We start from the raw sequence: 26,660 nt of genomic DNA, 5'->3' as shown, positions 1-26,660 counted from the left end.
CGGGGGCCACACGCGCCCCGAACTGGGGTCGAAGCCGATTTGTGGAGTCACGTCAAACTGCGAGTATGCCGAGTTGTCCGCTCGCACATCGCCCGCCGTGCGCGCTCCGATGACGGTCGACGACCTCTGGTTCCTCGCCGACGAGGCCCGCCAACGCGCAGAACAGGCGTACCACCGCCTCCGCAGCGGTCACGCTGAGTTCATCGAACCGGTCCACACCCGCCGCGTCTCACGGCCGCGCTTCCGAACGCTCGCAACGCGCGTGAAAGCCACTGGTACTCCCTATGGCGTCCACACCGTCGTCCGTCGCCGCGACGACGAGATACTGCTCGTCTGGCACGAAGGCGTCGACATGTGGGTCCTCCCCGGCGGCGGCGTCGACGACGGCGAGCGATTCCCCGAGGCGGCCCGCAGAGAACTCGCTGAAGAGGCCGGAATCACCGCCGACTACGGCGGACTCGCGATGGCGACCCGAGTCGATATCCGCTGTGACGGCCACCAGACGTGGGGCGTGATGCCAATCTACCGTGCCCGCACCGAAACTGGAGTCAAACTTAGCGTGGACGACCCCGACGACGAGATTTCCGAAGCACGGTGGTTCCACGTCGACGAGATTCCCGCCGACACCCGCGACCGAGACGACCTGTTGAATTGGTACGGTCACGTCGCTGGCGACTGAGAGAACACGGGTGACACAGAAGGAGCATCAGTCAATCGGGTCGTCGTCGACGTGGTGTCCCCAGAACCCCGGGTACTTCTCGACCCAGATATCACCGAGAACGAGCGTCTGACACGCCAGTCGAAGCCCAGAATCCGGGTCGTGCGGCGGGAGTCGAAGCCGCCGCGTTTCTTTTTTGGTCCGGTAGGTTACGGGACCCTGAACCCGGACGGCGCAGGTCCCACACGAGCCTCTCCCGTGGCAGTTGAGCCATGACGAGTGACCGTTGTGTGGGGGTTCACCGGCTCCCCGAAGCACGTCCCGGAGGACCGCCCCTCGGTCGCACTCGATTTCTCGGCCGCGAAAGTGGACGGTTGGCACGGCCGAAGGGAGGAGACACCGGGGTTAATCGATATCGTTCGAGACGCCGAATTCACGAGACTCGCGACACCTCGGTGAATCTAAGTCCGTCCGCTACCCAGACCGGGTATGCGCCAAACACGACGCGCGTACCTCGCCGCGACGGCGGGTGCGTTGACCCTGGGCACCGCCGGGTGCCTCGGGGGAGACGACGAGTCGGAGAACACCGCGACCGGCACCGAAACCGGAACCAGTACTGAATCCGATATCGTCGCCGACATCGGCTGTGACGTCTCTAAGCGCGATGCGGTCAGTTCCCTCTCCACGCCATCTCTCGGCCCTGACGATGCGACGGTCGTCGTCGACGGCTGGGAGGATTTCGCGTGTCCCCACTGTGCGACGTTCTCGCTCGATGTACTCCCGAAACTCCAATCTGAGTACGTCTCCGAAGGTATCGTCCAGTACCGTCACCACGACTTCCCGATTCCAGTCGACGACTGGTGGTCGTGGAAGGGTGCGTCGGCCGCTCGCGCGGTTCAGGACGAAACCGACGACGAGACGTTCTTCGAGTTCGCCCACACGCTGTTCGAAAAGCAGTCGGAACTCGCCGGCGGCAACGCCGAAGAGTCCCTCACGACGCTCAAGGACCTCGCAAACGACGCCGAACTCGACGGTTGTTCTGTTGCTGCGGCTGCTTCGCGTGAACGCTATCGCCCGGTCGTCAAGGCGGACCGGACGAATGCCGTCGACGAACGCGGTTTCAACGGGACGCCCACTATTCTCGTAAACGGCGAACAGGTCAAACCCACGTGGGACGCTATCCAGACCGCCGTCGAAAACGCTCGATAAGCTGGATTCGACGCGCACACTATCTCTCGCGCATGATTCGTGCACGACACCAGCGGTTCTTTAGGGCGAGATTGACTAGCCACCGTATGGCTACGACGCAATGGCCCCGCCGAGCCAGCCGAGGTGATACCCGGTGAGACGACGCGACCTCCTCAGTGTCCTCGCGGGTGCGGGCGTTACCGGACTCGCAGGCTGTCTTGGCGGTGGGTCCGGGGGTTCGGGGTCCACCACAACTGAGGCTGATTCCGGGGAATCGACGGACACGGCGGATGGTACTGGACAGACCGGCGACCTTCCACTCGTCGTCGATACCATCGAGGCACAGGGGTCGACTGCGGGTGAAGTTCGCGTGCCCGTCGAGGGGACGCCGACCGTCCTCGACCTCTTTGCGACGTGGTGCGCGCCGTGTGTCGCCCAGATGGAGTCCCTTCGCTCCCTCCACGACGAGTTCGGCGACGACGTGGCGTTCGTCTCGGTGACGAACGAGCGACTCGGCGGCGGACTCACCATGGACGACATCAAAAACTGGTGGTCCGAACACGATGGCTCGTGGACCGTCGGCCACGATCCCGAAAGCCAACTGATGCGTGCGGTTCGGGCGAACGGGCTTCCGTATCTCGTGGTCTTCGATGCCGACGGGTCGATATCGTGGACCCACCGCGGACTCGCCAGCGAGGAGAACCTCCGGGCAGCTATCGAGGACGTGCGCTGATGCCCGGGTCTGGCTTCGGTCTCGGTCTCGACCCCGCGTTCGCCGGGACGCTCGTGTTCGCCGCCAGCGCTGGCGTCGCAACCTTTTTCGCGCCCTGTGCGTTCCCGCTGCTTCCGGGCTACGTCGGTTATTACCTCTCCCGTGATGAGGCCGGCCTCGGCGGTGCAGTCACCCGCGGTTCCGTCGCCTCACTCGCGGCACTCGTCGTTCTCGGCGCTCTCGGTGGCGCTCTCGGATTCATCGGTACTCGAATCACCTCCCAAATCACGCTTCTCGAACCCGTTATCGGCGCGGCGCTCGTGGTCTTTGGTCTGCTTATGTTTACCGGACGTGCGCCGAGTCTCCACGTCGTACTCCCCGAGTACCGCGCATCAGTGGCTGGCTTCGGCATCTTCGGCGCAGTGTACGGACTCGCCGCCGCGGGTTGTGTCATCCCTATCTTCCTCGGTGTCGTCACACAGTCACTTGCGCTTCCGCCCGCGCAGGCGGCCATCTCACTCGGAGCCTACGCCGCGGCCGCCGCGCTCCCGCTTGCTATCGTAACGGTGTTGGCGGCCCTCAGTGGTGGTCTAATCCGGTCGTTTTCGGGGTACGTCGGGTCAGTGCAGAAGGTCGCCGCTGGCGTGATGATACTGGCTGGCGCGTGGCAAATCTGGCTCTCGCTGGGGTTCTTAGGGTACGTCTGAGTCGTCAACCGACGCCCTGCTACGCCTCCATACGGCCTACTCGCCCGACATCGGCGCGTCACCGGTCACCGTCGGCAACGCCCGAAGTCGCCGCGGCGGGACGAGAAAGTTCCCGCGATGTTTGGCGAAGATATACTCCAAAATCCCGTTGTTCACGCGCTGGCGGACGGTCGGAACGTCGGTCAGGTCGGTGCCGTTCATCGCCTCGCGGACCGCTTCGAAGTCGGAGATGCCGCGCTGGAGCGACGGGAAGTGGAGACTTGCCACGTCGTCGTCGGCCGACTCGAAGTGCCGCCGAAGGAGTTTGACGTTTCCTTCGTCGTCGCGGTTGGCGCGGGCGGCCTTCTGGGCGTGGCCGACGTGGCCGAACGATTCTGCGTCCTCGCGGATGCGGTCGACCATCGCGTCGATGCCGCTGTCGTCACCGAGGTTGTCGCCGATACCCTCCACGAGACCCTGCTCGGCGTGGCCCGGCGAGAACAGTTTCATGATGCGGTGGTACTGGTCTTCTTCGTCGTACCAGTCCTTGAGTCGCTGCCGGAGGTTCGCCATGTGTTTCGTGGTCCCGCCGGCAAACGGCCCCTCGTCGATAGTGACGTAGTCCTCGGTAGCCTGGTTCTTTGCGAACCCGGCTTTGAACCCCATGAAAAGTGGGGATTGTTTGGGGACCGGGTTGCCATCCGGGATGCCGTTGAGGTCCGACTGGTGTTTCGCGGGAAGTCCCGCACCGACGAAGCCGGTCCGTCGGTCATCGACCGAGAACACGCCCGAGAGGTCGGTATCGACCGCGACGCCGTTCGCCTCGTCGACTTCGCCCAAGAGCGCCTGCTCGGCTTCGAGAACCACGTCGGCGCGGTCCGATGCGAGGTGAACGAGCGCGTCCTGTCGGTCGAAGTCTGGTGTTTCGAACGGTGAAAGCGCCCGCGGTTCGGGCAGGTCGACGCGCTCGGGAAGCGACTCGTCGAATCGCTGGAAGTACCGCGGCGAGTAGCCGACAGACCAGAGCAGACCCTCGTGGCTTCGCTCGTAGGCACGGTCGAGAACGTGGAAGGCTTGCTCGGTCGTCGCTCGCTGGTCCTCGGTCGGCGGTCCATCGCTGGACAGGTCGAGGTACAAAAGTATCTGGTGGTGCGGGACCTCGACGTTCCCGTGGTCGTCGGTCGCACAGACGTCGTTCCACGCGTGTTGCCTGTCTGGGAGGGTGTCGAACTCGGCGGTTCCCGCTGGTACGGGGTCGTCCGGTGCCCGGTCGAGGCATGCGGAGAGTGCCGCCGCGCCCCCGGCCGCAACTGCGGCTTTCAGGAACGCCCGGCGTGACGGAGACCCGTCGAACATACCTCGGCTAGGGACTTCGGGGGCAAGTCCGTTCTGGTGTGTGCGTCGAAGATTCAATCCGACACCTGAGTCACATTTCGTCGCGTTGGCGTTCGAAACGCACACCAAACGGCATTTGAGTCCCCACCCGATAATGAGAGTAATGAATCGACGAACGTATCTCCGTGCTGTCGGGACGGGCGCGGCAGTCGGACTCGCCGGTTGTCTCGGCGGCATCGGCGGAAACTCCAACGTCTCACTTTCGAAACCCGAACGCGAGAACGACGTCACGAGCGAGGACCTGCCGTATCCCGCGTGGGGCCAGCAGGTTCCCGACGTGACACTCACCGACCCGATTCACGAGACCGAGGTTTCGGTCCGCGACATCGACGGTCCGCACTTCCACACGTTCTTCTTTACGAACTGTATGACCGTCTGTCCGGTCCTCATCAGCGCCCTTCGAGAAGCCCAGATTCACTCCATCTCGGAAGGCTACGCCGACGACGTGTCGTTCTACCCGATTACGTTCGACCCCGCCCGCGACGACGCAGCGGCCTTCAAAAAGGAGGCCAACGATATGAACGTCGATATGGACGCAGGTAACTGGCACTTCCTTCGCACCGCCGACGAGGCCGAAGCGAAGGATGTCGTCGAAGACCAGTTCGGCGTCTTCTTCGAGAAGAACGAACCCGACGAGGACGGCAACTACATGTTCACCCACCTCGGTCTCGTAATGCTCGTCAACGGCGACGGCTACGTCGAGCGAACCTACCGCGGCAACCAACCGGACGAACAGACGTTACTCGACGACCTGACCGCACTCCGAGAGGCATAATGGACCGTCGTCGGTTCCTCGTCACGGCCGGAACCGTCGCAACGGCGGGGTTCTCAGGATGTCTCGCCAAACTCGGCCGACTCTACACGTCCAACGAGCCACCGGTCCTCTCGAACCGCCCCGACGAGGTGTACGTCCCGACCCACATCGAAGGGATGCGGATGGTCGGCACGGCCGCCGCTGGCGACCTTCGCGTTGGCGTCTTCTACAGCTATCCCCACCGATTCTGGGTCATCGACGACGAGTCTGCGGGGTTCCGAACGACGAAAATCCCGCACACCGCCAGCGAGGACGTCCACCTCATGGTGTCCGTCTGGGACCCCGAGACAGGTATCGTCGTGCCCGACACGGGCCTTTCTGTCGAACTTACCCGCGACGGCAACCTCGTCAGCGAAGACGTCGTCTACGCGATGCTCTCCCAGCGAATGGGATTCCACTACGGGGCGAATTTCGCCCTCGACGGCGACGGAACATACGAGGTGACGGTGAACGTCGGCGCGCCCTCGCTGACCCGCTTCGGCGACTTCGCGGGGAAGTTCGGGTCGCCCGCATCGACGACGCTCGACTTCGAGTACAGCGCGGACGACCGCAACGACATCACCTACAAACTACTCGACGAGAAGAAGGGCAATTTGGCCGCACTCGACCCGATGGGAATGGATGCAGTCCCGCTCGGGACCGTCCCCGAGTCGCTCCCCGGCGACTCGCTGGGAACCGCGACGACCGGTGGCCTTCGACTTGCCGGGACGGTCGTCTCAGACAGTCGCTTCGGCGACGACCCCTATCTCGCCCTCTCGGCGCAAACGCCCTACAACCGGCTCGTCGTCCCACGAATGGGTATCTCTGCGGCCGTCTCGACCGGCGAAACGACCCAGTTCGATGGGCGTCTCGACCCCGGACTAGACCCTGCTCTCGGGTTCCACTACGGCGCGCCTGTATCGGGACTCTCAGCAGAAGAGGACATCGGCGACCCCCAAGTCGACGTGACGGTGGACGTGCCGCCGCAGGTGGCACGACACGAAGGATACGAAACGGCGTTTCTCGACTTCGACCCCGCGCGTCTCGGTTGACCACCGATTCGACAAGGACAGTACACCGATTCGACAAGGACAGTGCTATTTTGATTCAGAACGACCGACGACGTATGGATTCGACGAACCGAGAACGGATGACGCTCGCTCTCGCGGTTTGGGGTGTGCTCGTCTCGCAGGTCCTGTTGTATCCGGGCGTCTCGGACCTCGTCGAGAGACTCGGCAGCAGCGGCGACCTCTCGGCGGGGATGCTCTTTCTCGTCGCCGAGTTCGCGGCGTTCGTCGTCTTTTCGAGCGTGTGGGGGGCCATCTCCGACACGGTCGGGAGTCGGACGTGGCTCATCGTCATCGGCGCGCTAGGCGGCGCATCGAGCTATCTCGCACTCCTCGCACTCGCCACGATGCCGGGACTCGATGCGACGTTCGGGGCTGTGCTCGTCGTCCGCCTGCTTGGCGGTGCGATGACCATCGGCGCGTTCTCGCTGTCGATTACGATGCTCGCCGACCTCGCGGGCGGAAACGGTCGGAATATGGGCGCTGCCGGTATCGCCATCGGACTCGGTGCCGCACTCGGGTCGGTCGTGGGCGGGCGACTCTCGACGTTCGACCCGCTTGCGCCCCTCTACGCGGCGGCGGCGGTGCTCATCTTCGTCGCCCTCATCGTCACTACCGTCCCCGACCGAACCCCCGATACGACCCGCGTCGGAATCGGAACTATCCTCCGAAAATTAGCCTCGCGACCGGCGTTCGCCGTCCCCTACGCCTTCGGCTTCATCGACCGGATGACCGCCGGGTTCTTCGCGCTCGTCGGCGTGTTCTACTTCCGCGAAACGTTCGGCGTGAACGCCACCGTCGCGGGCGGCGTGCTCGCGCTCTTTTTCGTCCCGTTCGCCCTCTTGCAGTACCCGTTCGGGTCGCTTTCTGACCGCGTCGGCCGGTTCACCCCTGTCGTCGTCGGGTCGATGCTGTACGGCGTCTCCATCATCGCAGTCGGTCTCGCACCCTCATTCGAACTCGCGGCCGGACTGATGGTCGCCGTCGGTGTCTTCGGAGCACTCGTCGCACCGGCGACGATGGCACTCGTCACCGACCTCGCCCCGCCCGGCGAACGCGGTGCTGCGCTCGGCGGATTCAACGTCTTCGGCAGCCTCGGTTTCCTCGCCGGATTCGTCATCGGCGGCGTCGTCGCCGACATGGTTGGCTACCTCCCTTCCTTTCTCGTCGTCGGATTCGCGGAGATTGCGATTGCGACCGTCGCGCTTCGGGCGGTCAGACGACTCGACCGAGCCGAGGCGGCTCAGTCCGCACCCAGCGCGGACTGAATCTCGGCGTTCACGACGAGCCACATCCCGCGGAGACAGACGATAACCGCGAGTCCGACACCCGCGAGGATAAACGCGAGAAAGAGACCGACGAAGAGACTGCTGCCACGCGGGTCGGGAACGCTTGGTGCGAACTGGCCGAGTTGAACTGCAAACGCGATGATACCGGTGACGAAGAACGCGAACATCACTTCGAGCAGTCGCCAGAACGACTCGATACTCAGGCCGCCGCGGCCGGTGACAAAGCGGACGATGCGCCGCGAGGCGGCGAGTAACGACGTGACCGTGAGGGCGACGATTGCGACTGCCGCCACCTGAAACCCGAGGTCGGTGAGGAAGAAAGCGGAGAGAGTTGGTGAGACGAGCGTCGCCGCGACGCCGAGGAGCGCGACCGCCGCAAAAACCAACTCGACACCGAGAGCTACTCTGTCGGGGTCGTCGCGGGCGAGTCTGGCGAGTTCGTCGTACACGGTCGAATCTCTCGGCTGGGGGCCGAAATGGTTTCCCTTAGTCGTGGCCGGAGACGCGAACCGGCTGATACGGCTCTTCGAGATACTCGATATCCGAGTCGGAGAGCGTGATATCGAGCGCTTCGACGGCGTCTTCGAGGTGTTCGACGCTCGTGGTACCGACGATGGGTGCGTCGACCCAGTCCTTGTGGAGCACCCACGACAGCGCGATTTGCGCCATCTTCACGTCCTTTTCGGCGGCGAGTTCCTGCACGCGTTCGTTCACTTCGCGGCCGCCGCCTTCGAAGTACGGGTGGTCCTTGGCGAGTTCGTCGGTCTCGCCGCGGGTCGTCGCCTCGAACTCCTCGTGCGGGCGGGTGAGATAGCCGCGGGCCAGCGGCGACCACGGCATGACGCCGACGCCCTGTTTCGAACAGAGGGGTAGCATCTCGCGTTCTTCCTCGCGGTAGAGCAGGTTGTAGTGGTTCTGCATCGTGGCGAAGCGGTCGAGACCGAGCGAGTCGGCCGTGTACTGCGCTTCGGCGAACTGGTGTGCCCACATCGACGACGCGCCGATATACCGGGTTTTCTCCCGCCGAATCGCGTCGTCGAGGGCGCGCATCGTCGTCTCGATAGGGGTGTCGTCGTCCCAGCGGTGAATCTGGAGCAGGTCGAGCGTCTCCATCCCGAGGCGGTCGAGGGAGTTGTCGAGTTCCTGCTCGATGGCCTTCCGGGAGAGACCGCCCGAGTTCGGGTCGTTTTCGTCCATCTGGAAGTACACCTTCGAGGCGACGACGTTCTCGTCGCGGCGGCCCTCCAGCGCCTTTCCGAGAATGCGCTCCGACTCGCCGTTCGAATACATGTTCGCGGTGTCGAAGAAGTTGATACCGAGGTCGATTGCGCGGTCGACCAGTTCGAGGCCTGCCTCCTCGTCTAAGACCCACTCGCGCCAGTCGGAGGTGCCGAAACTCATACAGCCGAGACAGATGCGGGAGACCTCCATGCCGGTGTTCCCGAGCGTCGTGTACTCCATGCGCGAACCGTCTCCGGCAATCAGCAAAAAGGTGGACGAACCGGATGGTTTCGACACTGCCCTCGGTCTTCCACTGACGAGGCTGATTCTCCGATACTGAAAGTGTCACTCGATGTTTATACTCCGGCGCATCGTATCAGTAAACCGAGGCTAAGCCTCGGTGATTCCGATGTTCACATCCAAACAATTGGTTGCACTCCTGTTGGCGGTTCTCGTCGTCGGCTCGCTCGCAGGCGTCGCGACCGCACAGCAAGGGCCGTCAGCCGGCGGTACCGTCGTCGTCGAGGAAGGAGAAACCTTCACCGGCGACCTCGAAGCAATCGGCGGGACGGTCGTCATCGCCGGAACGGTCGATGGCAACGTAGAGACCACCGCGGGGACGGTCCTCGTGACGGAGACTGGCGAGATTACCGGGACGCTCGAAGGCGTCGCAGGCTCCGCGACTATCGAAGGAACGGTCGGTGGCGACGTGAGCCTCTCCGCGGGCGCGGTTTTCGTGCGTGACACCGCCACTATCGATGGGTCGTTGGAGGCCGCCGGTGGCAACGTCAGACTCGACGGTGCAGTTGGCGGTGATGTGAGAGTCGGCGCTGAAGACCTCGTTGTCGGTCCGAACACTCGCGTCGGCGGGTCGCTCGAATACAATGCGGAGAGCACAGCTATCGACTCCGCGGCCGTCGTCGATGGCGGCGTGACGGAGGTCGACAACGTCGGAATCGACTCCCCGCCAATCGCGGGTGTCCCAGTCGAGTTCGGCCAGTTTGAAGGGCCAACGATTCCGAATTGGGTGTTTTCGGGCTACTGGCTCCTCGTGAACCTCGTCCTCGGTTCGATTATCGTCCTCGTCGCCCCCGAGTTCGCCCGCCGCGTGACGGGACTCGGAACGAAAAAAGCCGTCCGGAGCGGCGGCGCGGGACTCCTCACCATCGTCGGCGTTCCAATCGTCCTGCTCGTGCTGCTCTTGACCATCGTGGGAATCCCGCTGTCGCTCGCCGGCGGCGTCGGATTCCTCTTAGCCCTTTGGGTGGCGAGCATCTACGGCGCGCTCGTCCTCGGGGCGTGGCTCCTCTCGTTGGCCGACTACAACAACCGCTGGGTCGCGCTGTTCACCGGCTTGTTCGTCCTCACGTTGCTCGATTTCGTCCCCCTCGGAGGCGTCCTCGAGTTCGCCGTCCTCATCGTGGGTCTCGGCGCGTTCGCGCTGGCACTCCGCGGTGAATCCGGCCACGACGGCGACGACGACGTGGGTGCGGCCGACGAGGGTTCACAAGAAGGCGCACCGATGGCCTGACGGCGCGCCGAACACCCGTCAAATTTCGGACGAACAATTATTATGGTCCTCTCTGTCTGTCGAGCCATGGCAATCGATTACACGGTCGAGTTGGAATCGTTCGAGTGGGACATCCCGGAAGGGTACAACATCCCTGCGGTTATCGAATCGCACGCCGACTCGTTCGGCGACCGGGTCGCGCTGAAGTTCCGCGACGCCGACGGCGGGCGTGAGGAACGAACCTACGACGACCTTCGGCGCGACATGAATCGGTTTGCCAATGCGCTCGAATCGATGGGCGTCGAAAAGGGCGACCGCGTCATTCACCTGCTTCCGCGTGACCCTGACGTGTTCGCCATCCAACTCGGCGCGCTCAAGCGGGGCGCGCTGCTCGTCCCGAGTTCGTCGATGCTCAAGCCCAAGGACATCGAATTCCGCGCGAACGACTGTGAAGCGACGACCGCAATCGTCCACGAGTCGCTCGTCGGTATGGTCGACGAGGTGCGAGCCGACACGCCGCTCGAACACTTCGTCGTCCTCGGCGGTGACGCCGACGGTTGGACCGAATTCGACGAGGTAGTCGCTGGCGAGTCGGACCGCCACGACGGCCCGGAACTGAAGGCCGAAGACCCGATGTCCATCAACTACACGTCGGGGACGACGGGTAAGCCGAAACCGGTCCGCCACCGCCACCGCTGGATGCGCTGTTTCGAACTCGTCAACGCGCCCTACTGGTGGGGCGTCACGGCCGACGACGACCTCTCTGACGAACTCCTCTGGGCGACGACCGGCACCGGCTGGGCGAAGTGGTTCTGGAGTCCCGTCGGCGTCGGACTGACGACGGGCGCGACACAGTTCGTCTATCGCGGCGACTTCGAACCCGAGACGTTCCTCGATATCATGGAAGAAGAGGGAATCACTCGGCTCTGTGCCGTCCCAACCCAGTATCGGATGTTTGCCCAGCACGACCTCGCCTCGTACGACCTGAAACTGAAAGAGGCGCTTTCGGCGGGTGAACCGCTCAACCGCGAGCCAATCGAAGCGTTCCGCGAAGCGTTCGACGTGATTCCCCGCGACGGCTACGGACAGACCGAGACGGTGGCCCTCCTCACGAACTACCCCGGTATCGACGTGAAACCCGGCAGCATGGGCAAGCCGACGCCGGGTCTCGGAACCACCCTCATCGACGAAGACGGAGAAGAAGTCGACGACGGCGAAATCGGCGAGATTGCGGTCCCGGTCGACTGTCCGGGCATCTTCGACGGCTACTACGAGAAGCCACATCTGGACGAAAAGACGTTCGCCGGCGACTACTACCGCACCGGCGACCTCGCCTCTCGCGACGAGGACGGCTACTTCTTCTTCGAGGGCCGCGCCGACGACATCATCATCTCTGCGGGCTACCGCATCGGTCCCTTCGAGGTCGAAGACGCGCTCGTCTCTCACGAGGCGGTCGCGGAGGCCGCGGCGGTCGGAAGTCCCCACGAGGAACGCGGAAGTATCGTCAAGGCGTTCGTCGTTCTCACCGGAGGATACGAAGGCTCCGACGAACTCGTGGACGAACTCCAGGCGTTCATGAAAGAGGAAACTGCGCCGTACAAGTACCCGCGCGAAATCGAGTTCGTCGACGAACTCCCGAAGACCTCTTCGGGGAAAATTCGCCGCATCGAACTGCGGTCCCAAGAGCGCGAATAGGTCAGAAGATTCACTCGCACTTTACTTTCTTTACCCGCCGCTGCGTCGTGATGGTCATGTACATCGCGGACCAGACGTGGCCAGAACTGGGCGACTACGTCGCCGAATCGTCGCTTGCAGTCGTCCCGCTCGGGTCGACCGAACAGCACGGCCCGCACCTCCCGCTCGCGACTGACCACCTCATCGCGGAGTCGTTGGCCCGCGATGCGGCCGGTAAAACCGGCTTTCTCTGTACGCCCACTGTGAATGTCGGCGTGAGTCCGCACCACCGACAGTTCCACGGAACCATGTGGGTCGACGCCCCGCAGTTCAGAGATTACGTGGAGTCGATGACGCGCAACCTCGCGTACCACGGTATCGACCGCGTCGTGTACGTCAACGCCCACGGCGGCAACGTCCAGCACCTCCGCGAAGTCGGCCGCCGCCTCCGCGATGACGGCACGATGTACGCCATCGAGTGGATGTGGGACAAGTCGATTCCGGACCTCGTGACCGACCTGTTCGACCATCCCGGCCCGCACGGCGGTCCGAAGGAGACGGCGATGATTATGCACATCGCTCGCGACCTCGTCCGCGAAGACCAACTCGAAGACGCTCGCGACGGCGGGCGAACAACCTTCAAGGGCCGCGACTACCGCGAGCACGGCGCGCGGACGTTCTACGACGCCATCGAGAACTCCGAAAACGGCGTCTTCGGTGACCAGACAGACGCCACGCCCGAAGCAGGGGCGACGTTGTTCGAGGCCGCGAGCGACCAACTCGTCCGACTGCTCGAATGGCTCGACGCACAACCGATAGATGACCTACTTGCGCCCGCTCACGCCGACCCACAACCGGGCGAGCGCCGGTAGCTGAACTCCCACCTCACATGGCGCGACCACGGGCGGTCGATACGCCGGAGCCGCGCCGCTCACCGACTGAAAATGAAAAACTCTGTTTGCAGTCGAGTCGCCGTCGGTCGAAGCGTCCGCAGACTTAGAGCCGCGTTACGTTGATCGCACGCGGGCCTTTATCGGCCTGCTCGATTTCGAACTCCACTTCCTGACCCTCTTCGAGGTCAGGGCCGCCGATATCCTCCATGTGGAAGAACACGTCGTCGTCGTGGTCTTCTGTCTCGATGAAGCCGTAGCCGCCGGAGGACTTGAAGAATGCAACCTTGCCTTTCGCCATTGCGTGTCAACGGTCTCCGGACGAGGCCATAAGAGTTCCGCTGGTTGACAATAAATGGCGAGTAGTAACACACCTCGCGTTTTTAGTCCCCGCGAGATTCCCGCCCGAGCGTGTGGAACTCTTCATTAGGTCGCATATCGGCGAACATCGTCATACGGTTGCTGAGGTTGAAGAAGGCGGTGACCGCACCGATATCCCACACTTCCTCTTCAGAGAACCCTACGTCTCGGAGTCGCTGGAGGTCGTCTTCGCCGACTTCGACCGGGCGCTCGGTGAGTTTGACCGCCACGTCGAGCATCGTCTTGTGCTTCTCGGGGATATCCGCAGTACGGTAGTTGGCGACCAGTTGGTCCGCGAGAAGCGGGTCTTCCGCGTAGATACGAAGGAGTGCGCCGTGGGCGACGTTGCAGTAGTAACAGTGGTTGACACCCGAGACGGCGACGATTATCATCTCGACTTCGTGGCGTTCGAGGTCCGTGTCGTCGACGAGGGCGTCGTGGTAGTCGAAGAAGGCCCGCCAGTGCGAGGGCTTGTACGCGAGCGCGGCGAAGACGTTGGGCGTAAACCCGGCGCGTTCTGTCTCGTCTTCGATTCGCTCGCGCAGGTCGTCCGGGAGGTCGTCGAGGTCGGGCACCGGGAATCGGCGCATCGCATCGTCGTCCATGCCTCGGTTCACTCCCGGACAGACCTTAATGATTCCTCAGATTCGAGGGACGATATGGGAAGTGCGGCCGCGCTCGTTCAAAGGATAAGCGAGAGGTAGGCCGCCGCCGCAACCGCGAAGACGCCGACTGCGAAGAGTCCGTAGTTGGCAACGGTGTTATCGGCGGTCCACAGCGAGAGCGTGAATTTCCGGGACGAAAGCGGCCACAACGGACGGATTCCCGCTGGCGTGAGCGCGTCGGCGAGGAGGTGTGCAATGATGGTAAGCGTGCCGACGGCGAACCCGAACGCGCCGAGTGTCGTCGCCGCCGCCTCGGGCTGGCCGACGTTGCTTGCGAGCAGAAACGCACCGCCGCCACCGACACCACCGACGAGGAATGCAAACAGGAGCGTGTGTGTCGGTCCGCGGTGTGAGATACCGGGAATACGCATGTCGTAATCGGGGAGCATCGCCAACCAGCACATTACCGCCCCCGAGACGAACGCGAGTTCCGGGTGGCCGGTCTGAACCAGCGCGAACCCGAGCGGGGCAAACACGAGGAGCGAGACGCCCCAGTGGCCGAATCGGAACATTTGCTTCGACCTCGCGGGTGCGTCGAACAAAACCTTTCGGCTGCGGGGTCGCTTTCGGAGTGAGCCTTTCAGACCGGAGCAATCGTTATCCCCGATGGCCGCGACTTCCGCCGCATGAGCCAGCACCTCTCCGACTTCCTCTCGGGGCTGTCGGCGGCGGAGGCGACACTCTTCGTCTTAATCGTCTCCGTCGGCGGCGCATTCGTCATGGAGGCGGTCGTCCTCCGCCTCTTGTTTCGGTACACGAGACGAACGGAGACGTCGCTCGACAACATCGTCGTCAAAGAACTCCGGTGGCCCATCGTCATCACCATCTCGTTGACCGGCATCTATCTGTTTGCGCAGACTCCGGCGGTCGCCGAAGCTCTCGTCGTCGATTCGGCGGTACTCCACACGTTCTTCGGTCGGCCGTCTGTGTCTCTCGGCATCATCGTCTGGGCGTGGGCGCTCAACCGCCTCGTCAATCGACTTGTCGAGGCGGTCAAGGACAAAGGCCACCAGTACGATTTCGCACCCGTCTTTTCGAACGTCTGGACAATCGTCGTCTCCGTCGGCACCATCGGCATGCTCCTGTATCTCTGGGGAATCGAAATCACCCCGCTGTTCGCGGGGGCTGGCATCGCCGGTATCGCGGTCGGGTTCGCCGCCAAGGACACCGTCGCCAACTTCTTCGGTGGAATCGCGCTCTACTTCGACGACACGTACAAAATCGGTGACTACGTCGTCCTCGACTCCGGTGAGGCGGGGACGGTGGTCAAAGTCGGGATTCGCTCGACGACGCTTCTCACCCGTGACGACCTCCTCGTCACGGTTCCGAACTCGGTGCTCAACGCCGCGAAAATCATCAACGAGTCCGCCCCGAATCGCCGCCGCCGTCTGAAAGTTCCCATCGGCGTCGCCTACGGCACCGATATCGACGAGTTCGAACAGGTTCTCACCGACCTCGCACTCGACGAACCACTCGTTCTCGACACGCCCCGTCCGCGTCCGCGATTTCGTCGGTTCGGCCCGGACGCGCTGGAGTACGAACTCGTCTGTTGGGTCAACAGCCCGCTCAAGCGAGGGAAGGCGACGCACAACCTCAACCGCGAGATATACACCCGGCTGAACGCCGCAGACATCGGGATTCCGTACCCCCAGCGCGACGTACACGTTCACTCCGTAGAGTCTGAGACTCCCGCTCGCAACCCCGAGCAATCGCCGATGACCGAGTTGTCGAACGGCGGTGACCGACGGTCGCGAGCGCCGACGGAGTTCGGCGACGAGGACGCCACATCTGCTGACGAATCACTCGACGACGAGTGACGGTCCAGAAAATCGGTCGCGCGGGTGTAAGAATCGACAGACGCGACGCCGAGGAAATTAACTCCGACGAGACCATCTGTCGGGTATGCTCCAACTTGGGCCGATAGACGGACTTATCGAGGTGTTCGGCCCGTTCGCAATTCCCATTCTCCTGTTCGTTGCTGGGTTCGTGGGATACCTCGTCCTCGTCGCCCTCGGACGGACCGGATGGGGCGGTGACTGACCAGAAACCGCCCGCCGGTGCCGCGATGGCGACCCACTATCGCGTCAATGGAGTCCTACGAGGGGATTTTCACCCCGATTTCTGCGTATCTTACTCTTCGACGACGATGGTACCCGTCATACCCGCGGCCTCGTGCGGGATGCAGAGGTACTGGTGCTCGCCCGCCGTCTCGAAGGTGTGCGTGTAGGACTGTCCGGACTGCACCGCACCCTTTCCTTCTTCCCAGCCAGCCTCGGCGGCTTCCTGCGACTCGAATCCGCCGGAGGCCCAGTATGCTGCGCCCTCGGGGATTTTGTCGCCGTAGGCGGTCACGGTGTGTGCCTCGCCAGCGGCGTGTTCGAATGCGACCGTGTCGCCGACTGTCACCGTCAGTTCGGCGGGTTCGAACGCGACGGCGGTCATCTCAACCACGTGGTCTGCGTCCTCGGGGACGCCCTCGACGACGTTCGGGCCGCCGGTGTACTCGGTTTCTCCGTCACCGTGGCTGTGGTTGTGGTTCGAGTGGTCGAGGGGTGCCTTGTCGATGGCACCGACGACTGCGAACTGGGCGCGGGCGGTCGCCGTCACGTAGCCTTCTGCGGCGGCGTCGACTTCGCTTCCGTCTTCGAGCGCCTTGACGTAGGTCGAAAGCGCCTCCTCGAAGCCTTCGTAGGCGTCGTGGTCGGCGTGTTCGAGCGCTTCGTGGACGCGAGCGCCCTCGAAGGTCTGGAAGACGCCGCTCATGCGCTCGGATGCAGCGGTTGCGAGACCCGCGTCGGCGGCGGCGGTTGCGACGACGGCGTACATCGAATCGACCGCCTTCTGGCCGTAGGTCTTGGCCGCGCCGTAGGTGTCTCCGTCTTCTTCGGCCGCGGTTCGGACGCCGCCGAGCGCGCCTTCGAACGACTCGTACAGGTCGTGGTCGGCGTGTTCGAGCGCTTCGTGGTAGCCGCCTGCGCCTTCCTCGAAGAAGCCGAACGTGGACTTGACGACTGCTGCTGCGCGGTCGGCCGCACCGACCTCTGCGAGTGCTGCGGCGTCGAAGCCGCGGGCACCGAAGAACGCGGCCTCGGCGGCCGACACTTCTGCGGTCGTTCCAACGGCCGTCTCGAACTCGAAGAGCGCGTCCAGCGCGCCCTCGGCGTGGGTCGTCGCAGTGTCGGCCTCTCCGGCCTTCGCGGCGTCGACGAGTCCGGCAAGGTGTTCCTCTTCGAAGCGGTGGTAGAGGTCTTCGGACTCGTGTTCGACGGCCTCGTGGAGGTTCGCTTCGTTCTCCTCGAAGCGGGCGAAGAGCGATTCGGCGACGGAGGCGGCGCGGTCCGTCTCGCCGACGGCGACGAGTTCGCGGGCGTCGCCGAGGCGGGCGCGGAAGAACGCCGCTTCGAGCATCGTTGCCGATTCGCCGCCGACGAGCGCCGAGATTCCTGCGAGGAGGTTCTCGTCGACCGTCGCGAGCGCGTCTTCGGTCGCTTTGGTGTCGCCTGACTGGGCAGCTTCCTTCAGCGATTCGAGACCGCCTTCGAAGCCTTCGTAGGCGTCGTGGTCGGCTTCTTCGAGCGCTTCGTGAGCGCGTGCGCCCTCGAAGTGCGCGAAGATATCACCGGCGAGCGTGGCGGCGAAGTCGGTCTTGCCCTGTGCAACCAGTCGCGTCACGTCCGCTGCGCGGGCACGGTACAGCGTGAGCGCAGAGGCGTGAGCGTAGTCGTCGCCGGGACCGCCGAGACCGGCGAGGACTTCGGCGTCGAATCCGACCGACTGCATGAGTGCGAGGTGCCCCGCACCTGCAACGGATTCTGGGACAAGCTCGTAACTCGCCTCGACTGTTGCGTCCGCCGCGGAGCGGGCGGACGAGGCGATGCTGTCGGCGTCGCCAGCATCGGCCGCGCCTTCGATGCCAGCCTCGAACGTTTCGTAGAGTTCGCCCGACGCGTCTTCGAGGACCGAGTGTTCCGGTGCCTCCTCGAACGACTCGTAGATTTCGTGAGCGAGTTCTGCCGCTGCCTCGACTTCGCCGGCGGCCGCGAGCATCTCGACGTCCCGTGCGCGAGCGCCGAAGAGAAGGACGCCCATCGCGTCGACGACGGCCGAGTCGACACGGCCGCGCTGGGCCGCGAGCAGGTTGTCCGAAGCCTGCACTGCGAGGTCGACGCCGGAGTCGGCGTTACCCTTCGAGAACGCGTCCTTCGCGCCGCCGAGGTGCTCTTCGAACGTTTCGTAGTTCTCCTCGTTCGTTTTCTCCAACTGCTCGTGAGTGCCCCACTCGCTGGAGGCCTGTTCGAACCGAGCGAACACGTCCTCCGCAACACGGGCAGCCGTCCCCAGCCGTCCTGCGCTGGCGAGGGCGATGGTGTCGTACAGTCGTGCACGCATCACGTTCCACTCGGCCGCGACGGCGACCGTTGCGTCGACGGTCACGGAAGCGTCCGCCTCGGTCGCTGTTCCCGTCTCCGTCGATTCGTTCCCAGTCGACGCGGAAGCGTCTTCTGACGGTCCGCTACATCCAGCGAGACCGGCCGACGCAACCGCCAGTCCCGTCGTCTTCAACAGACTCCGTCGGGAGTAGTTCATACGTTTAGGCTCGCCTAATCTAATAAAAGGACTTCGATTTTTAGGGAACCCTAAATCGTGTCACTCAGCGGTAATGCGGTTCACTACCTGTACTTTCGGCCCCTCTAAATAGTGGTAAGACCATCGATTAACCGACGAGGATATCAGTCGGTGCCGCGTCTCCTGTCGACCCGACGTGGAAAAATCTATATCGAACCGACAGCTCAGTCCGCGGTCGCCGGCTCGTCGCCCCGAAGTCGGTCGATAGCCGATTCGAACTCGCTGTCGTCTTCGACGGTGTCTTCCCACTCTTCGAGGCCGCGTTCGACGCGGGTTCCCTCGATGGTGTTGTCGAAGAAGAACGCGAACAGACCGCCGACGGCCATGCCGGTCGAGCCGATGACGAAGATGGTGTCCGCGACGAGTTGGTTCCCGAGGACGGGACCGACGAGGGCGACCTGACTCATTCCCTGTCGGAAGGCTTCGGCGCTTCCGACGTTACCCATGTACGCCGGAATAGCCAGCCCCGCAAAGAGGGCGATGCCGATGACGAAGCCGTTCCGCGAGGAATCGAGGTCGACGTACTTCAGGTTCGAGAGACCGACGGCGACGATTTGGCCGAACATGGCGATGTAGAGGCCGCCGACGATGGGGTCGGGAATCGTCGCGATGAGTTGACCGAAGTAGCCGACGAATCCCATGACGAGCATCACGCCAGCGCCGACCTGCACGACGTAGCGAGAGGCCACGCCCGTGAGACCGATTGCACCGATGTTCTCGGAGTAGGAAGTAGAGCCACTGCCGCCCATGAGGGCAGAAAAGACGTTCATGATGCCCTCCATGCCGATGCCGTGGTTGATACGGCGTTCCGAGGGCGCGCCGATGCCGGAGAGACGCGCGACCGCGTGGTAGTCACCGAAGGACTCGACCATCGAGGCGGCGACGCCCGCGAGCATGCCGATGATGAACGAGGTCGAGAACTGTGGGATACCGAACGCGACGCTTCCGACGACCGGAAGCGACAGGGTCGTCGTTCCTGCTCCGCCCGCAAAGCCCCACTGCAGGGGGTAGATGGGCATGAACGCCGGCGCGTCGATGACCGTCTGCAAGTTCACGTAGCCCGATGCGCCCGGTGCGATGAAGCCCGTAACGGACAGCGCGGCGGCCACGACGTACGAGACGATGACGCCGAGGAGCACCGGAAACAGCTTGAACGCCGGGTGTGCGGTGTCGAGGTACTGCGAGAAGAGGACGATGAGCGCGAGCGTCAGGCCGAGGAGCCACCAGTTGTTGGTGGCCGACGTGACCTGCGGCGCACTGAAAAGCGACAGGCCGATGAGCGCGATGGTCGGCGCGATGACCACCGGTGAGATGAACTTCCGAAGGCGTCCGAGCAGTCCGAAGTAGCCGACGAGCACCTCGACCAGCGCGGCCACGATGATGGCTCCCTGTAGTTGTAAGAGTGCACTCTGCCACGCGACGCCAGACGGGTCTGTCGCCTTGGCGACGCCCACGACGGCGATTGCCGGTGCGAGCATGGAGAACGGCGCACCCTGCACGATGGGATAGCGGTTCCCGAACGTCGTCTGCATCAGCGTCGCGATACCGGAGACGACGAAGAACGTCCCGACGAAGCGCGGGATAACGTCCGCTGGCATTCCCAAGGCTCCGGCGAGAATGAGCGGGACGGCGATGTTCGCGCCCACCATGGTGAGATAATGTTGGGCGCCGAGAAGGAGAGCGGTTGGGAGAGGTGGTTTATCGTCGATACCGTACTGCACAAACGAGGAGGGAGAGGAGTCGTCCGTCACGACCATCCCCCCGTATGCGGTGGTTCGCTCCCGTACATGGTTGTTCGAGCATACTAGTGCGGATATATATGTCCTCCTTTTTCGCGCGCGAATGCGGGGCAGTAACTTGGCTCCATCGGTTTTTCGTGATACATAGCAAGACGGCTCGGTCGAATAGCAAGACGGCTCGGTCGAAGGGCCAGTCGAGACGCTCTTGGCAGTCAGGTCACAAAACGAGATGAGTCGTCCGAATCGGGAGACGACTCGAAAGCGGGAGCCGGTTGCTCAACGGTAAAACTGACCTACTCGATGGCGTGAACCGGCGAAATCCAGACGACGAGGTCGCCGTCGCGCTTGATGACGCCCTCGATAGATTCGTCCTTTTCGAGCGGCGGGTCCTCGACGTCGTCCATCGAGATGCGAACGACCTGATACACTTCGTCGACGAGCCAGCCGGTCGCGGCCTCGTCTTCGAACTTGTTCGGGTCGAAGATGACGATGCGCTTCGACTCGCCCTCTTCGTCGATACTGAGGAGCGATTTGGGATTGATAATCGAAGTCGTTCGACCACGGAGGTCCATCACGCCCTCGACGTGGTCGGGAGCGTTCGGAACGGCCGTGAGTTGACCCTTGTCGACGATTTCACTCACGTACTCGATGTCGACGCAGTACGTTTCCGGCCCGAGTTGAAATTCCAATACCTGTACTTCTTCCGCGGAGTCCTCCTCGACGTCATCCGCGTTCATCTCAGTCGTGATTGCATCTTGTCGCATGGTGAACCCCGGCGACGACACGCGCCGCCCTGTCTGCTTCAGAGTGGTCAGATTCAGCGTATAAAGGTACGTACCTGATTATCAGCCGTGATTCTCCTCGCCGAGCGTTTATATATCCGATTTCCGAACTTCGGAGATAGATGAGCGGTCAACGAAACGGCACACTGACGACTACTTCCCCGAGCCATCGGCAGGGGACCGTATCGACGCTTCCGGTTCCGCCTCGGCGTACCCGCACTGGGTGGGGGCGATGAGTTCCGCTTCCGCAGCAGAACCGACGCGCGCAGTCGTCGTCGACGACTCGCGGTTCATGCGGACACTCATTCGCACACTCCTCGAAGACGCCGACGTCGACGTTATCGCCGAAGCGAGCAACGGACGTGAGGCGATTACAGTGGTCGACGAACATCGACCAGACGTCGTGACGATGGACATCGAGATGCCCGAAATGAACGGTCTCGACGCGGTCGAGGCCATCATGGACGAGTGTCCGACGCCCATCCTCATGCTCTCGGCGCACGCCGAGGAGGACGCGGACGTGACATTCGACGCACTCGACAGAGGTGCGGTCGACTTCGTGACCAAGCCCGGTGGCGAAGTCACCTCCGAGATGCCTCGCGTGAAGCGCGAACTGGTCGAGAAGATTCAGTCCGCTGCGGCGGTGGACCTCTCTGCGACCCGACGAACGTCTCGACCGCCGAAAACGGAGACGAAACAACAAGCAGCCACCGCGTCACCGTCGTCGCCCTCGGTCGAATCCGAGTCGCTCCCGACGGAAGGGACGACACTCGTTATCGGCGCGTCGACGGGCGGCCCGAACGTGGTCGAGCGCGTCCTCGCGGCGCTCCCGAAGGAGGCTGGTCTCCGTGTACTCGTCGTCCAGCACATGCCGGCGGGCTTCACAGAGCGATTCGCAGCGCGCCTCGACGCCCGCTGTGACTACGAGGTTCAAGAGGCAGACGACGGAGAACGCATCGGTCCCGGACAGATTCGCATCGCACCGGGTGGGTCACACCTCCTCGTCACGCGCGACCGCGCTGGACAACTCAAACTCGAACTCTCCGACGACGAACCGCTCCACGGCGTCAAACCGGCTATCGACCTCACGATGGCCTCCGCCGCCGAGACGGTCGATACACCCCTCGCGGGCGTGCTCCTGACCGGAATGGGTCGTGACGGCGTCGAGGGAATGACCCAAATCAGTCGAGCAGGTGGCCACACAGTCGCACAAGACGAAGAAACGTCTGCAATCTTCGGGATGCCGAAGCGCGCCATCGAGGCCGGGTGTGTCGACACCATCGCACCTGACGGACGCATCGCCGAAGAAACACTCCGCGGGCTTACTACCTGACCATGGACGAAGAACTCTACCAGGCATTCATCACCGAAAGCGAAGAGAGCATCACGCAGTTGAACAACTCCTTGCTGTCGCTGGAGTCTAATCCTGACGACACAGAAGCCATCGACGACATCTTCCGACAGGCACACACCCTGAAGGGGAACTTCGGTGCGATGGGCTTCGACAACGCCGCGACAGTCGCCCACGCCGTCGAAGACCTCCTTGACGAGATTCGACACGAGCGGCTCGAAGTCACGCCCGAGCGGATGGACCTCGTCTTCGACGGGATGGACCTCATCGTCGAAATCCTCCACGACATCGAGGAGAACGGCGAGTCGACTATCGACCCCGCGGACACCGTCGAAGAGATTCGCGATGCCGCAGAAACCGGTGGTGACGCGGGAAACTCGAATCCGGCGGCGCCTGACGAGGACGACCGCGAAGACGTCGACCTCGACTCTCTCGCCGCCGACAGTGTCGACATCGATGCCATCGACGCGACAACGCTCACGCACGTCCACATCGAGCTCGATGCGGGCCAGATGAAGGGTGTCGACGCGGGTATCTTCCTCAGCAGCATCCCCGAATCGCTCGACGTGGTCGGAGCGAACCCACCGCGAGACGCCATCGAGGACGGGGAGTTCGGCGAGGGCTTCGACTTGTTCATCGCAGAACTCGACGCGGAGAGCGTCGAAACCGAGTTCAAGGGACTCTGGAAAGTGTCCGCGGTCGAGGCGACCGATGTCTCGGACGCACTCGACGGCGAGGCGGACGCTGCTGACGCGCAGGACGGCGAAACCGGCGATGCCGACGGCGACTCTGGGCCAGCCGAGTCGCCCGAAGACGATGCTTCTGACGCCGACGAAACCGGACAGGCGGCAGACGAACCCACTGCGGTAGATGCAGACTCCGAAGCCGGTTCGGAAGCCGATGCCGACGCAGCGTCGAGTGACGAAGACAGCGGCAAACAACAGGAAAAAGGCGAAACGAAGGAGAACAAAAAACAGAGCGAGAAGAAAAGCGACGGGAACGCGAAGGGAAAGAACGGAAAGAAGAAAGAAGCACGCTCGATTTCGGCCGTCAAGTCCGTTCGCGTCGACGTCGACCAACTCGACGAACTCCACGAACTCGTCGAGCAACTGGTGACGAGTCGAATCAAGCTTCGAAACGCTATCGACGAAGAACAGAACACGGCACTCGATACGCTCGACGAACTGGACAAGATTTCGTCGAACCTCCAGAACACCGTCATGGACATGCGGCTCATCCCGCTGAAGAAGGTGTTCGACAAGTTCCCGCGTCTCGTGCGCGACCTCGCACGCGAGCAGGACAAGCGCATCTCGTTCAAAGTCGAAGGTGCGGACATCGAACTCGACCGTACCATCCTCGACGAGATTTCCGACCCGCTGATGCACGTCCTTCGGAACGCCGTCGACCACGGCATCGAAGAACCCGACGTGCGCGAAGCAAACGGCAAGTCGCGGACGGGGACGGTCAAACTCTCCGCACAGCGGCAACACGACACCGTTATCGTGACCGTCGAAGACGACGGGAGTGGTATCAACGCCGATGCCGTCCGCGACAAGGTCGTTGCCGAGGGCGTCGAAACGCGCGAAGAAGTGAACAAAATGCCCGACTCGGAGATATACGACTACATCTTCCACCCCGGTCTCTCGACCAACGACGAGATTACGGACGTTTCCGGCCGCGGTGTCGGGATGGACGTGGTGAAGACTACCGTCGAATCGCTCGACGGGTCGGTCTCGGTCGACAGCGAACCCGGCGAAGGGAGCACGGTCAAGATTCGCCTGCCCGTCTCGGTCGCGATTATCAAGGTCCTGTTCGTACAGGTCGAAGACCGCGAGTTCGGCGTGCCGATTAAGTACATCGACGAGATCAGCCGCCGCGACCGGATTCAGACGGTCAACGGCGCGGAAGTCATCGTCCACGAAGAGACGATTTTCCCGTTGATTCGACTCCGCGAGGCGCTGGAAATCGACGCAGACGACCCGGAACACGGCATGGTCGTTCGCATCCGCCCCGACGACAGACAAGTCGCGCTGCACTGTGACGGCGTGACGAAACAAGAGGAAGTCGTCGTGACGCCGCTTCAGGGGCCGCTCTCCGGCGTCGATGGCCTGTCCGGCACGGCAGTCATCGGTGACGGGAACGTCATCCCGATTCTGGATGTATCGACGCTCGAACTCCCCGATACGGGGAAGCAAGCGATGCGCGAGTTCGACCCAAGTCAACTGCCCGGGACGTCTGAGGAGGCGGCGGACTAATGCCCTCGCCGACCGACGACCCGACGTTCGACAACCTCTTGGAGTACGTCGAGAAGTCGCTTCACTTCCAGACGAGTTCGTACAACGAGGCCTACCTCGACCGACGCATCTCCGCACGGATGCGTCGCCGCCGCGTCGAGGACTACGAGGAGTATCACTCCCTGTTGCGCGAAGACGAAGACGAACAGCAGGCGCTTCTCGATGCGCTTTCGGTCAACGTGACGAGCTTCTTCCGAAATCCCGAAGTCTGGGAGGCGCTCCGCGAAGTGCTCCGCGACCTCAGTTCGAAGGGGAGTCGACACGACCCTATCAAAGTGTGGAGCGCCGCCTGCTCGGACGGCCGCGAAGCCTACTCGCTTGCGATGCTCGCACACGACGATGACCGCATCGACGAACGCCGTGTCGAAATCGTCGGCACGGACATCAAACGCGAGATTCTTCGCGCCGCCCGAAACGGCGAGTATCGAGCCTCGGAGACGAACGACGTCGCCGAACAACTCGAACCCATCGGCCGGTGGGAGCGATTCGTCGAGCGCGACGACGACATCTTCCGGGTGAAAGACGCCATTACCGACATGGTCCGGTTCGACAGACGCGACCTCATCCGCGAGGACCCGCCGGGCACGTTCGACCTGGTCGTCTGTCGAAACCTGTTTATCTACATCAACGCCGAGTCAAAGCGTGCCGTGTTCGAGACGCTCGGGTCGGCGCTCAAGCCGGACGGCTACCTCACTATTGGAATGACAGAAACAATCCCTCCGACGTGCAGACAACAGTTCGACCCCGTCGAGAAGCGACTCCGTATCTACCGCGCGAGCGACGCAGCGGCACAGAGGTAAGATATGAAGCCCGGTGAACAAAAACTTGGAGACACCCGCGGGCGCTTCCTCCAGGTTATCAAAAACGGCCGGGAGATGCACGACGTTGACTGGACGAGCGGTCGAATCCTCCTTTCGAACAAGCGACTCGTTCTCGCTGGTACGGCCGGAAAGCGGACGATAATGCTGCCTCAGATTAAGAAATTCGGAGGCCGGTACGACGTTAACCAGCGGATTGCGACCGTTTCGGACTACTTCAGCGTCCACATCCCCTCGGGCGTCGTTCTCCTCGCTCCGGTCGATTACGAAGAGTTCGAGACCGACTTCTTCGGCGCGCTTCTCAACTCGGAGCAATTCCTTGCTCGTCACCCCGCGGTCGCCGGTGGTGTCGTACAGAACACCGAGTGGGAGAAAACCCGGCTGAAAGTCGAAGAGGAGGCCGTGAGTATGGCGACCGTCGGCGGCAAGTTCGTCGAGATTCGGCTCGACGACATCGGCGACGTGAAGACGGGCGAACGGACAATCATCGACAAGGAACGAAGCGTCATCGAGGTCGAACACTCCGACGACGAGGGAACGAGTCTGCAGACGTATATCTCCGGGTCGGAGCGGGCGATTAGTTTCCTGTATACGCTCTTGCGCGAAGGTGAGGAACTCTCCGAGACGTCGATAGAGCTGAGTGAAACCGACAAGCAGGTTCTCACGGCGCTCTACTCCGGGGTCTCGCCGTTCGACATCCCCAATTTCCTCGGACTCGACGTAGACGAAGTCGAGGAACTCTTTCAGCGACTCATCGACCACAACGTCGTCGAAGAGATTCGCGTGCGACACGAAGTTCAACTCAACGCTCGTGGCCGCAGTATCGCATCGGACGCTATCAACGAGCAGTAGCGTCTTTTCGGCGGATAGTGCGGTGACGGACGCGCTTCTGCGAGAGTGTTATCGGTGCGCCTGAACCGAACGATTATATTACCGAGCGTG

At 62.9% G+C, this 26,660-nt stretch carries 26 protein-coding genes; 16 read left to right on the top strand and 10 right to left on the bottom strand.

Annotated features, from left to right (window positions below; translation table 11 throughout):
* Positions 1-109: 109 nt before the first annotated feature.
* Positions 110-679, top strand: coding sequence for an NUDIX hydrolase (locus HFX_RS06105; RefSeq protein WP_004572420.1), 570 nt, complete (start codon positions 110-112; stop codon positions 677-679).
* 27 nt (positions 680-706) lie between these two features.
* On the opposite strand, the gene HFX_RS06100 is transcribed toward HFX_RS06105, so the two are convergent.
* A complete protein-coding gene (locus tag HFX_RS06100; RefSeq protein ID WP_004572421.1) occupies positions 707-1,039 on the bottom strand; it encodes a 2Fe-2S iron-sulfur cluster-binding protein in 333 nt (110 codons plus the stop codon).
* A gap of 108 nt (positions 1,040-1,147) precedes the next feature.
* Between HFX_RS06100 and HFX_RS06095 the strand changes: the two genes are divergently transcribed.
* The 3 genes from HFX_RS06095 (at position 1,148) to HFX_RS06085 (ending at position 3,265) form a co-directional block, all read left to right on the top strand.
* Entirely contained in the window at positions 1,148-1,867 is a 720-nt protein-coding gene (locus HFX_RS06095; protein ID WP_004572422.1) for a DsbA family protein, read from the top strand.
* Between the two features lie 133 nt (positions 1,868-2,000).
* Positions 2,001-2,579, top strand: a complete 579-nt coding sequence (locus HFX_RS06090) for a TlpA family protein disulfide reductase (protein WP_004572423.1) — start codon at positions 2,001-2,003, stop codon at positions 2,577-2,579.
* Positions 2,579-3,265, top strand: a complete 687-nt coding sequence (locus HFX_RS06085; protein ID WP_004572425.1) for a cytochrome c biogenesis CcdA family protein — start codon at positions 2,579-2,581, stop codon at positions 3,263-3,265. Before HFX_RS06090 ends, HFX_RS06085 begins: the two co-directional genes overlap by 1 nt.
* Before the next feature lie 36 nt (positions 3,266-3,301).
* Here the strand turns inward: HFX_RS06085 and HFX_RS06080 are convergent, their stop codons facing one another.
* A complete protein-coding gene (locus HFX_RS06080) occupies positions 3,302-4,600 on the bottom strand; it encodes a DUF7405 family protein (RefSeq protein ID WP_004572426.1) in 1,299 nt (432 codons plus the stop codon).
* A 142-nt stretch (positions 4,601-4,742) separates the two neighbouring features.
* Between HFX_RS06080 and HFX_RS06075 the strand changes: the two genes are divergently transcribed.
* The 3 genes from HFX_RS06075 (at position 4,743) to HFX_RS06065 (ending at position 7,767) form a co-directional block, all read left to right on the top strand.
* Positions 4,743-5,414 (top strand): SCO family protein, encoded by a 672-nt coding sequence (locus tag HFX_RS06075; protein ID WP_004572427.1) that lies wholly within the window; start codon positions 4,743-4,745, stop codon positions 5,412-5,414.
* Complete coding sequence (locus HFX_RS06070) at positions 5,414-6,484, top strand: iron transporter (protein ID WP_004572428.1); 1,071 nt, start codon at positions 5,414-5,416, stop codon at positions 6,482-6,484. Before HFX_RS06075 ends, HFX_RS06070 begins: the two co-directional genes overlap by 1 nt.
* Before the next feature lie 74 nt (positions 6,485-6,558).
* On the top strand, positions 6,559-7,767 hold the full coding sequence (locus tag HFX_RS06065; protein ID WP_004572429.1) for an MFS transporter: 1,209 nt from the start codon (positions 6,559-6,561) through the stop codon (positions 7,765-7,767).
* On the opposite strand, the gene HFX_RS06060 is transcribed toward HFX_RS06065, so the two are convergent.
* A complete protein-coding gene (locus HFX_RS06060) occupies positions 7,743-8,237 on the bottom strand; it encodes a hypothetical protein (protein WP_004572430.1) in 495 nt (164 codons plus the stop codon). The two genes, HFX_RS06065 and HFX_RS06060, sit on opposite strands and share 25 nt — an antisense overlap.
* Positions 8,238-8,274: 37 nt before the next feature.
* Positions 8,275-9,249: an aldo/keto reductase gene (locus HFX_RS06055; RefSeq protein WP_004572431.1), complete on the bottom strand. Its 975-nt coding sequence runs from the start codon at positions 9,247-9,249 to the stop codon at positions 8,275-8,277.
* 169 nt (positions 9,250-9,418) lie between these two features.
* Here HFX_RS06055 and HFX_RS06050 point away from each other — a divergent pair, with 169 nt between their 5' ends.
* From HFX_RS06050 to HFX_RS06040, 3 genes are all read left to right on the top strand, one after another.
* Complete coding sequence (locus tag HFX_RS06050) at positions 9,419-10,540, top strand: bactofilin family protein (RefSeq protein ID WP_004572432.1); 1,122 nt, start codon at positions 9,419-9,421, stop codon at positions 10,538-10,540.
* A gap of 66 nt (positions 10,541-10,606) precedes the next feature.
* Positions 10,607-12,214: an acyl-CoA synthetase gene (locus HFX_RS06045; protein WP_004572433.1), complete on the top strand. Its 1,608-nt coding sequence runs from the start codon at positions 10,607-10,609 to the stop codon at positions 12,212-12,214.
* 56 nt (positions 12,215-12,270) lie between these two features.
* Positions 12,271-13,065 carry a creatininase family protein gene (locus HFX_RS06040; RefSeq protein ID WP_004572434.1) on the top strand — a complete coding sequence of 265 codons (795 nt, stop codon included), beginning with the start codon at positions 12,271-12,273 and terminating at the stop codon, positions 13,063-13,065.
* Positions 13,066-13,189: 124 nt separating this feature from the next.
* Here HFX_RS06040 and HFX_RS06035 read toward each other — a convergent pair whose 3' ends face one another.
* From HFX_RS06035 to HFX_RS06025, 3 genes are all read right to left on the bottom strand, one after another.
* Positions 13,190-13,384 (bottom strand): cold-shock protein, encoded by a 195-nt coding sequence (locus HFX_RS06035; protein ID WP_004572435.1) that lies wholly within the window; start codon positions 13,382-13,384, stop codon positions 13,190-13,192.
* 82 nt (positions 13,385-13,466) lie between these two features.
* Positions 13,467-14,048: a peroxidase-related enzyme gene (locus HFX_RS06030; protein ID WP_004572436.1), complete on the bottom strand. Its 582-nt coding sequence runs from the start codon at positions 14,046-14,048 to the stop codon at positions 13,467-13,469.
* 77 nt (positions 14,049-14,125) lie between these two features.
* Entirely contained in the window at positions 14,126-14,620 is a 495-nt protein-coding gene (locus HFX_RS06025) for a metal-dependent hydrolase (protein ID WP_004572437.1), read from the bottom strand.
* A gap of 114 nt (positions 14,621-14,734) precedes the next feature.
* Here HFX_RS06025 and HFX_RS06020 point away from each other — a divergent pair, with 114 nt between their 5' ends.
* Both HFX_RS06020 and HFX_RS19995 read left to right on the top strand, forming a co-directional pair.
* Positions 14,735-15,925: a mechanosensitive ion channel family protein gene (locus tag HFX_RS06020; protein WP_004572438.1), complete on the top strand. Its 1,191-nt coding sequence runs from the start codon at positions 14,735-14,737 to the stop codon at positions 15,923-15,925.
* Between the two features lie 85 nt (positions 15,926-16,010).
* Positions 16,011-16,148 (top strand): hypothetical protein, encoded by a 138-nt coding sequence (locus HFX_RS19995; RefSeq protein WP_004572439.1) that lies wholly within the window; start codon positions 16,011-16,013, stop codon positions 16,146-16,148.
* A gap of 90 nt (positions 16,149-16,238) precedes the next feature.
* Here HFX_RS19995 and HFX_RS06015 read toward each other — a convergent pair whose 3' ends face one another.
* The 3 genes from HFX_RS06015 to HFX_RS06005 form a co-directional block, all read right to left on the bottom strand.
* Positions 16,239-18,695, bottom strand: a complete 2,457-nt coding sequence (locus HFX_RS06015) for a DUF5059 domain-containing protein (protein WP_004572440.1) — start codon at positions 18,693-18,695, stop codon at positions 16,239-16,241.
* Positions 18,696-18,898: 203 nt separating this feature from the next.
* Positions 18,899-20,491: a uracil-xanthine permease family protein gene (locus tag HFX_RS06010; RefSeq protein WP_004572441.1), complete on the bottom strand. Its 1,593-nt coding sequence runs from the start codon at positions 20,489-20,491 to the stop codon at positions 18,899-18,901.
* 275 nt (positions 20,492-20,766) lie between these two features.
* On the bottom strand, positions 20,767-21,237 hold the full coding sequence (locus tag HFX_RS06005) for a chemotaxis protein CheW (RefSeq protein WP_004572442.1): 471 nt from the start codon (positions 21,235-21,237) through the stop codon (positions 20,767-20,769).
* A gap of 250 nt (positions 21,238-21,487) precedes the next feature.
* On the opposite strand from HFX_RS06005, the gene cheB reads away from it, so the two are divergent.
* The 4 genes from cheB to HFX_RS05985 are packed head-to-tail and all read left to right on the top strand — an operon-like array spanning position 21,488 to position 26,570.
* Positions 21,488-22,588 (top strand): chemotaxis-specific protein-glutamate methyltransferase CheB, encoded by a 1,101-nt coding sequence (gene cheB / locus HFX_RS06000; protein WP_179955331.1) that lies wholly within the window; start codon positions 21,488-21,490, stop codon positions 22,586-22,588.
* A 2-nt stretch (positions 22,589-22,590) separates the two neighbouring features.
* Positions 22,591-24,861, top strand: a complete 2,271-nt coding sequence (locus tag HFX_RS05995; RefSeq protein ID WP_004572444.1) for a chemotaxis protein CheA — start codon at positions 22,591-22,593, stop codon at positions 24,859-24,861.
* Positions 24,861-25,700 carry a CheR family methyltransferase gene (locus HFX_RS05990; protein WP_004572445.1) on the top strand — a complete coding sequence of 280 codons (840 nt, stop codon included), beginning with the start codon at positions 24,861-24,863 and terminating at the stop codon, positions 25,698-25,700. Before HFX_RS05995 ends, HFX_RS05990 begins: the two co-directional genes overlap by 1 nt.
* 3 nt (positions 25,701-25,703) lie before the next feature.
* Entirely contained in the window at positions 25,704-26,570 is an 867-nt protein-coding gene (locus tag HFX_RS05985) for a CheF family chemotaxis protein (RefSeq protein WP_004572446.1), read from the top strand.
* The last annotated feature ends 90 nt before the right edge of the window (positions 26,571-26,660 follow it).

Origin of the sequence: Haloferax mediterranei ATCC 33500 (assembly GCF_000306765.2) — an archaeon.
In the GTDB taxonomy this organism is placed as follows: Archaea; Halobacteriota; Halobacteria; order Halobacteriales; family Haloferacaceae; genus Haloferax; species Haloferax mediterranei.
This window is presented reverse-complemented; position numbering and strand designations above follow the sequence as displayed.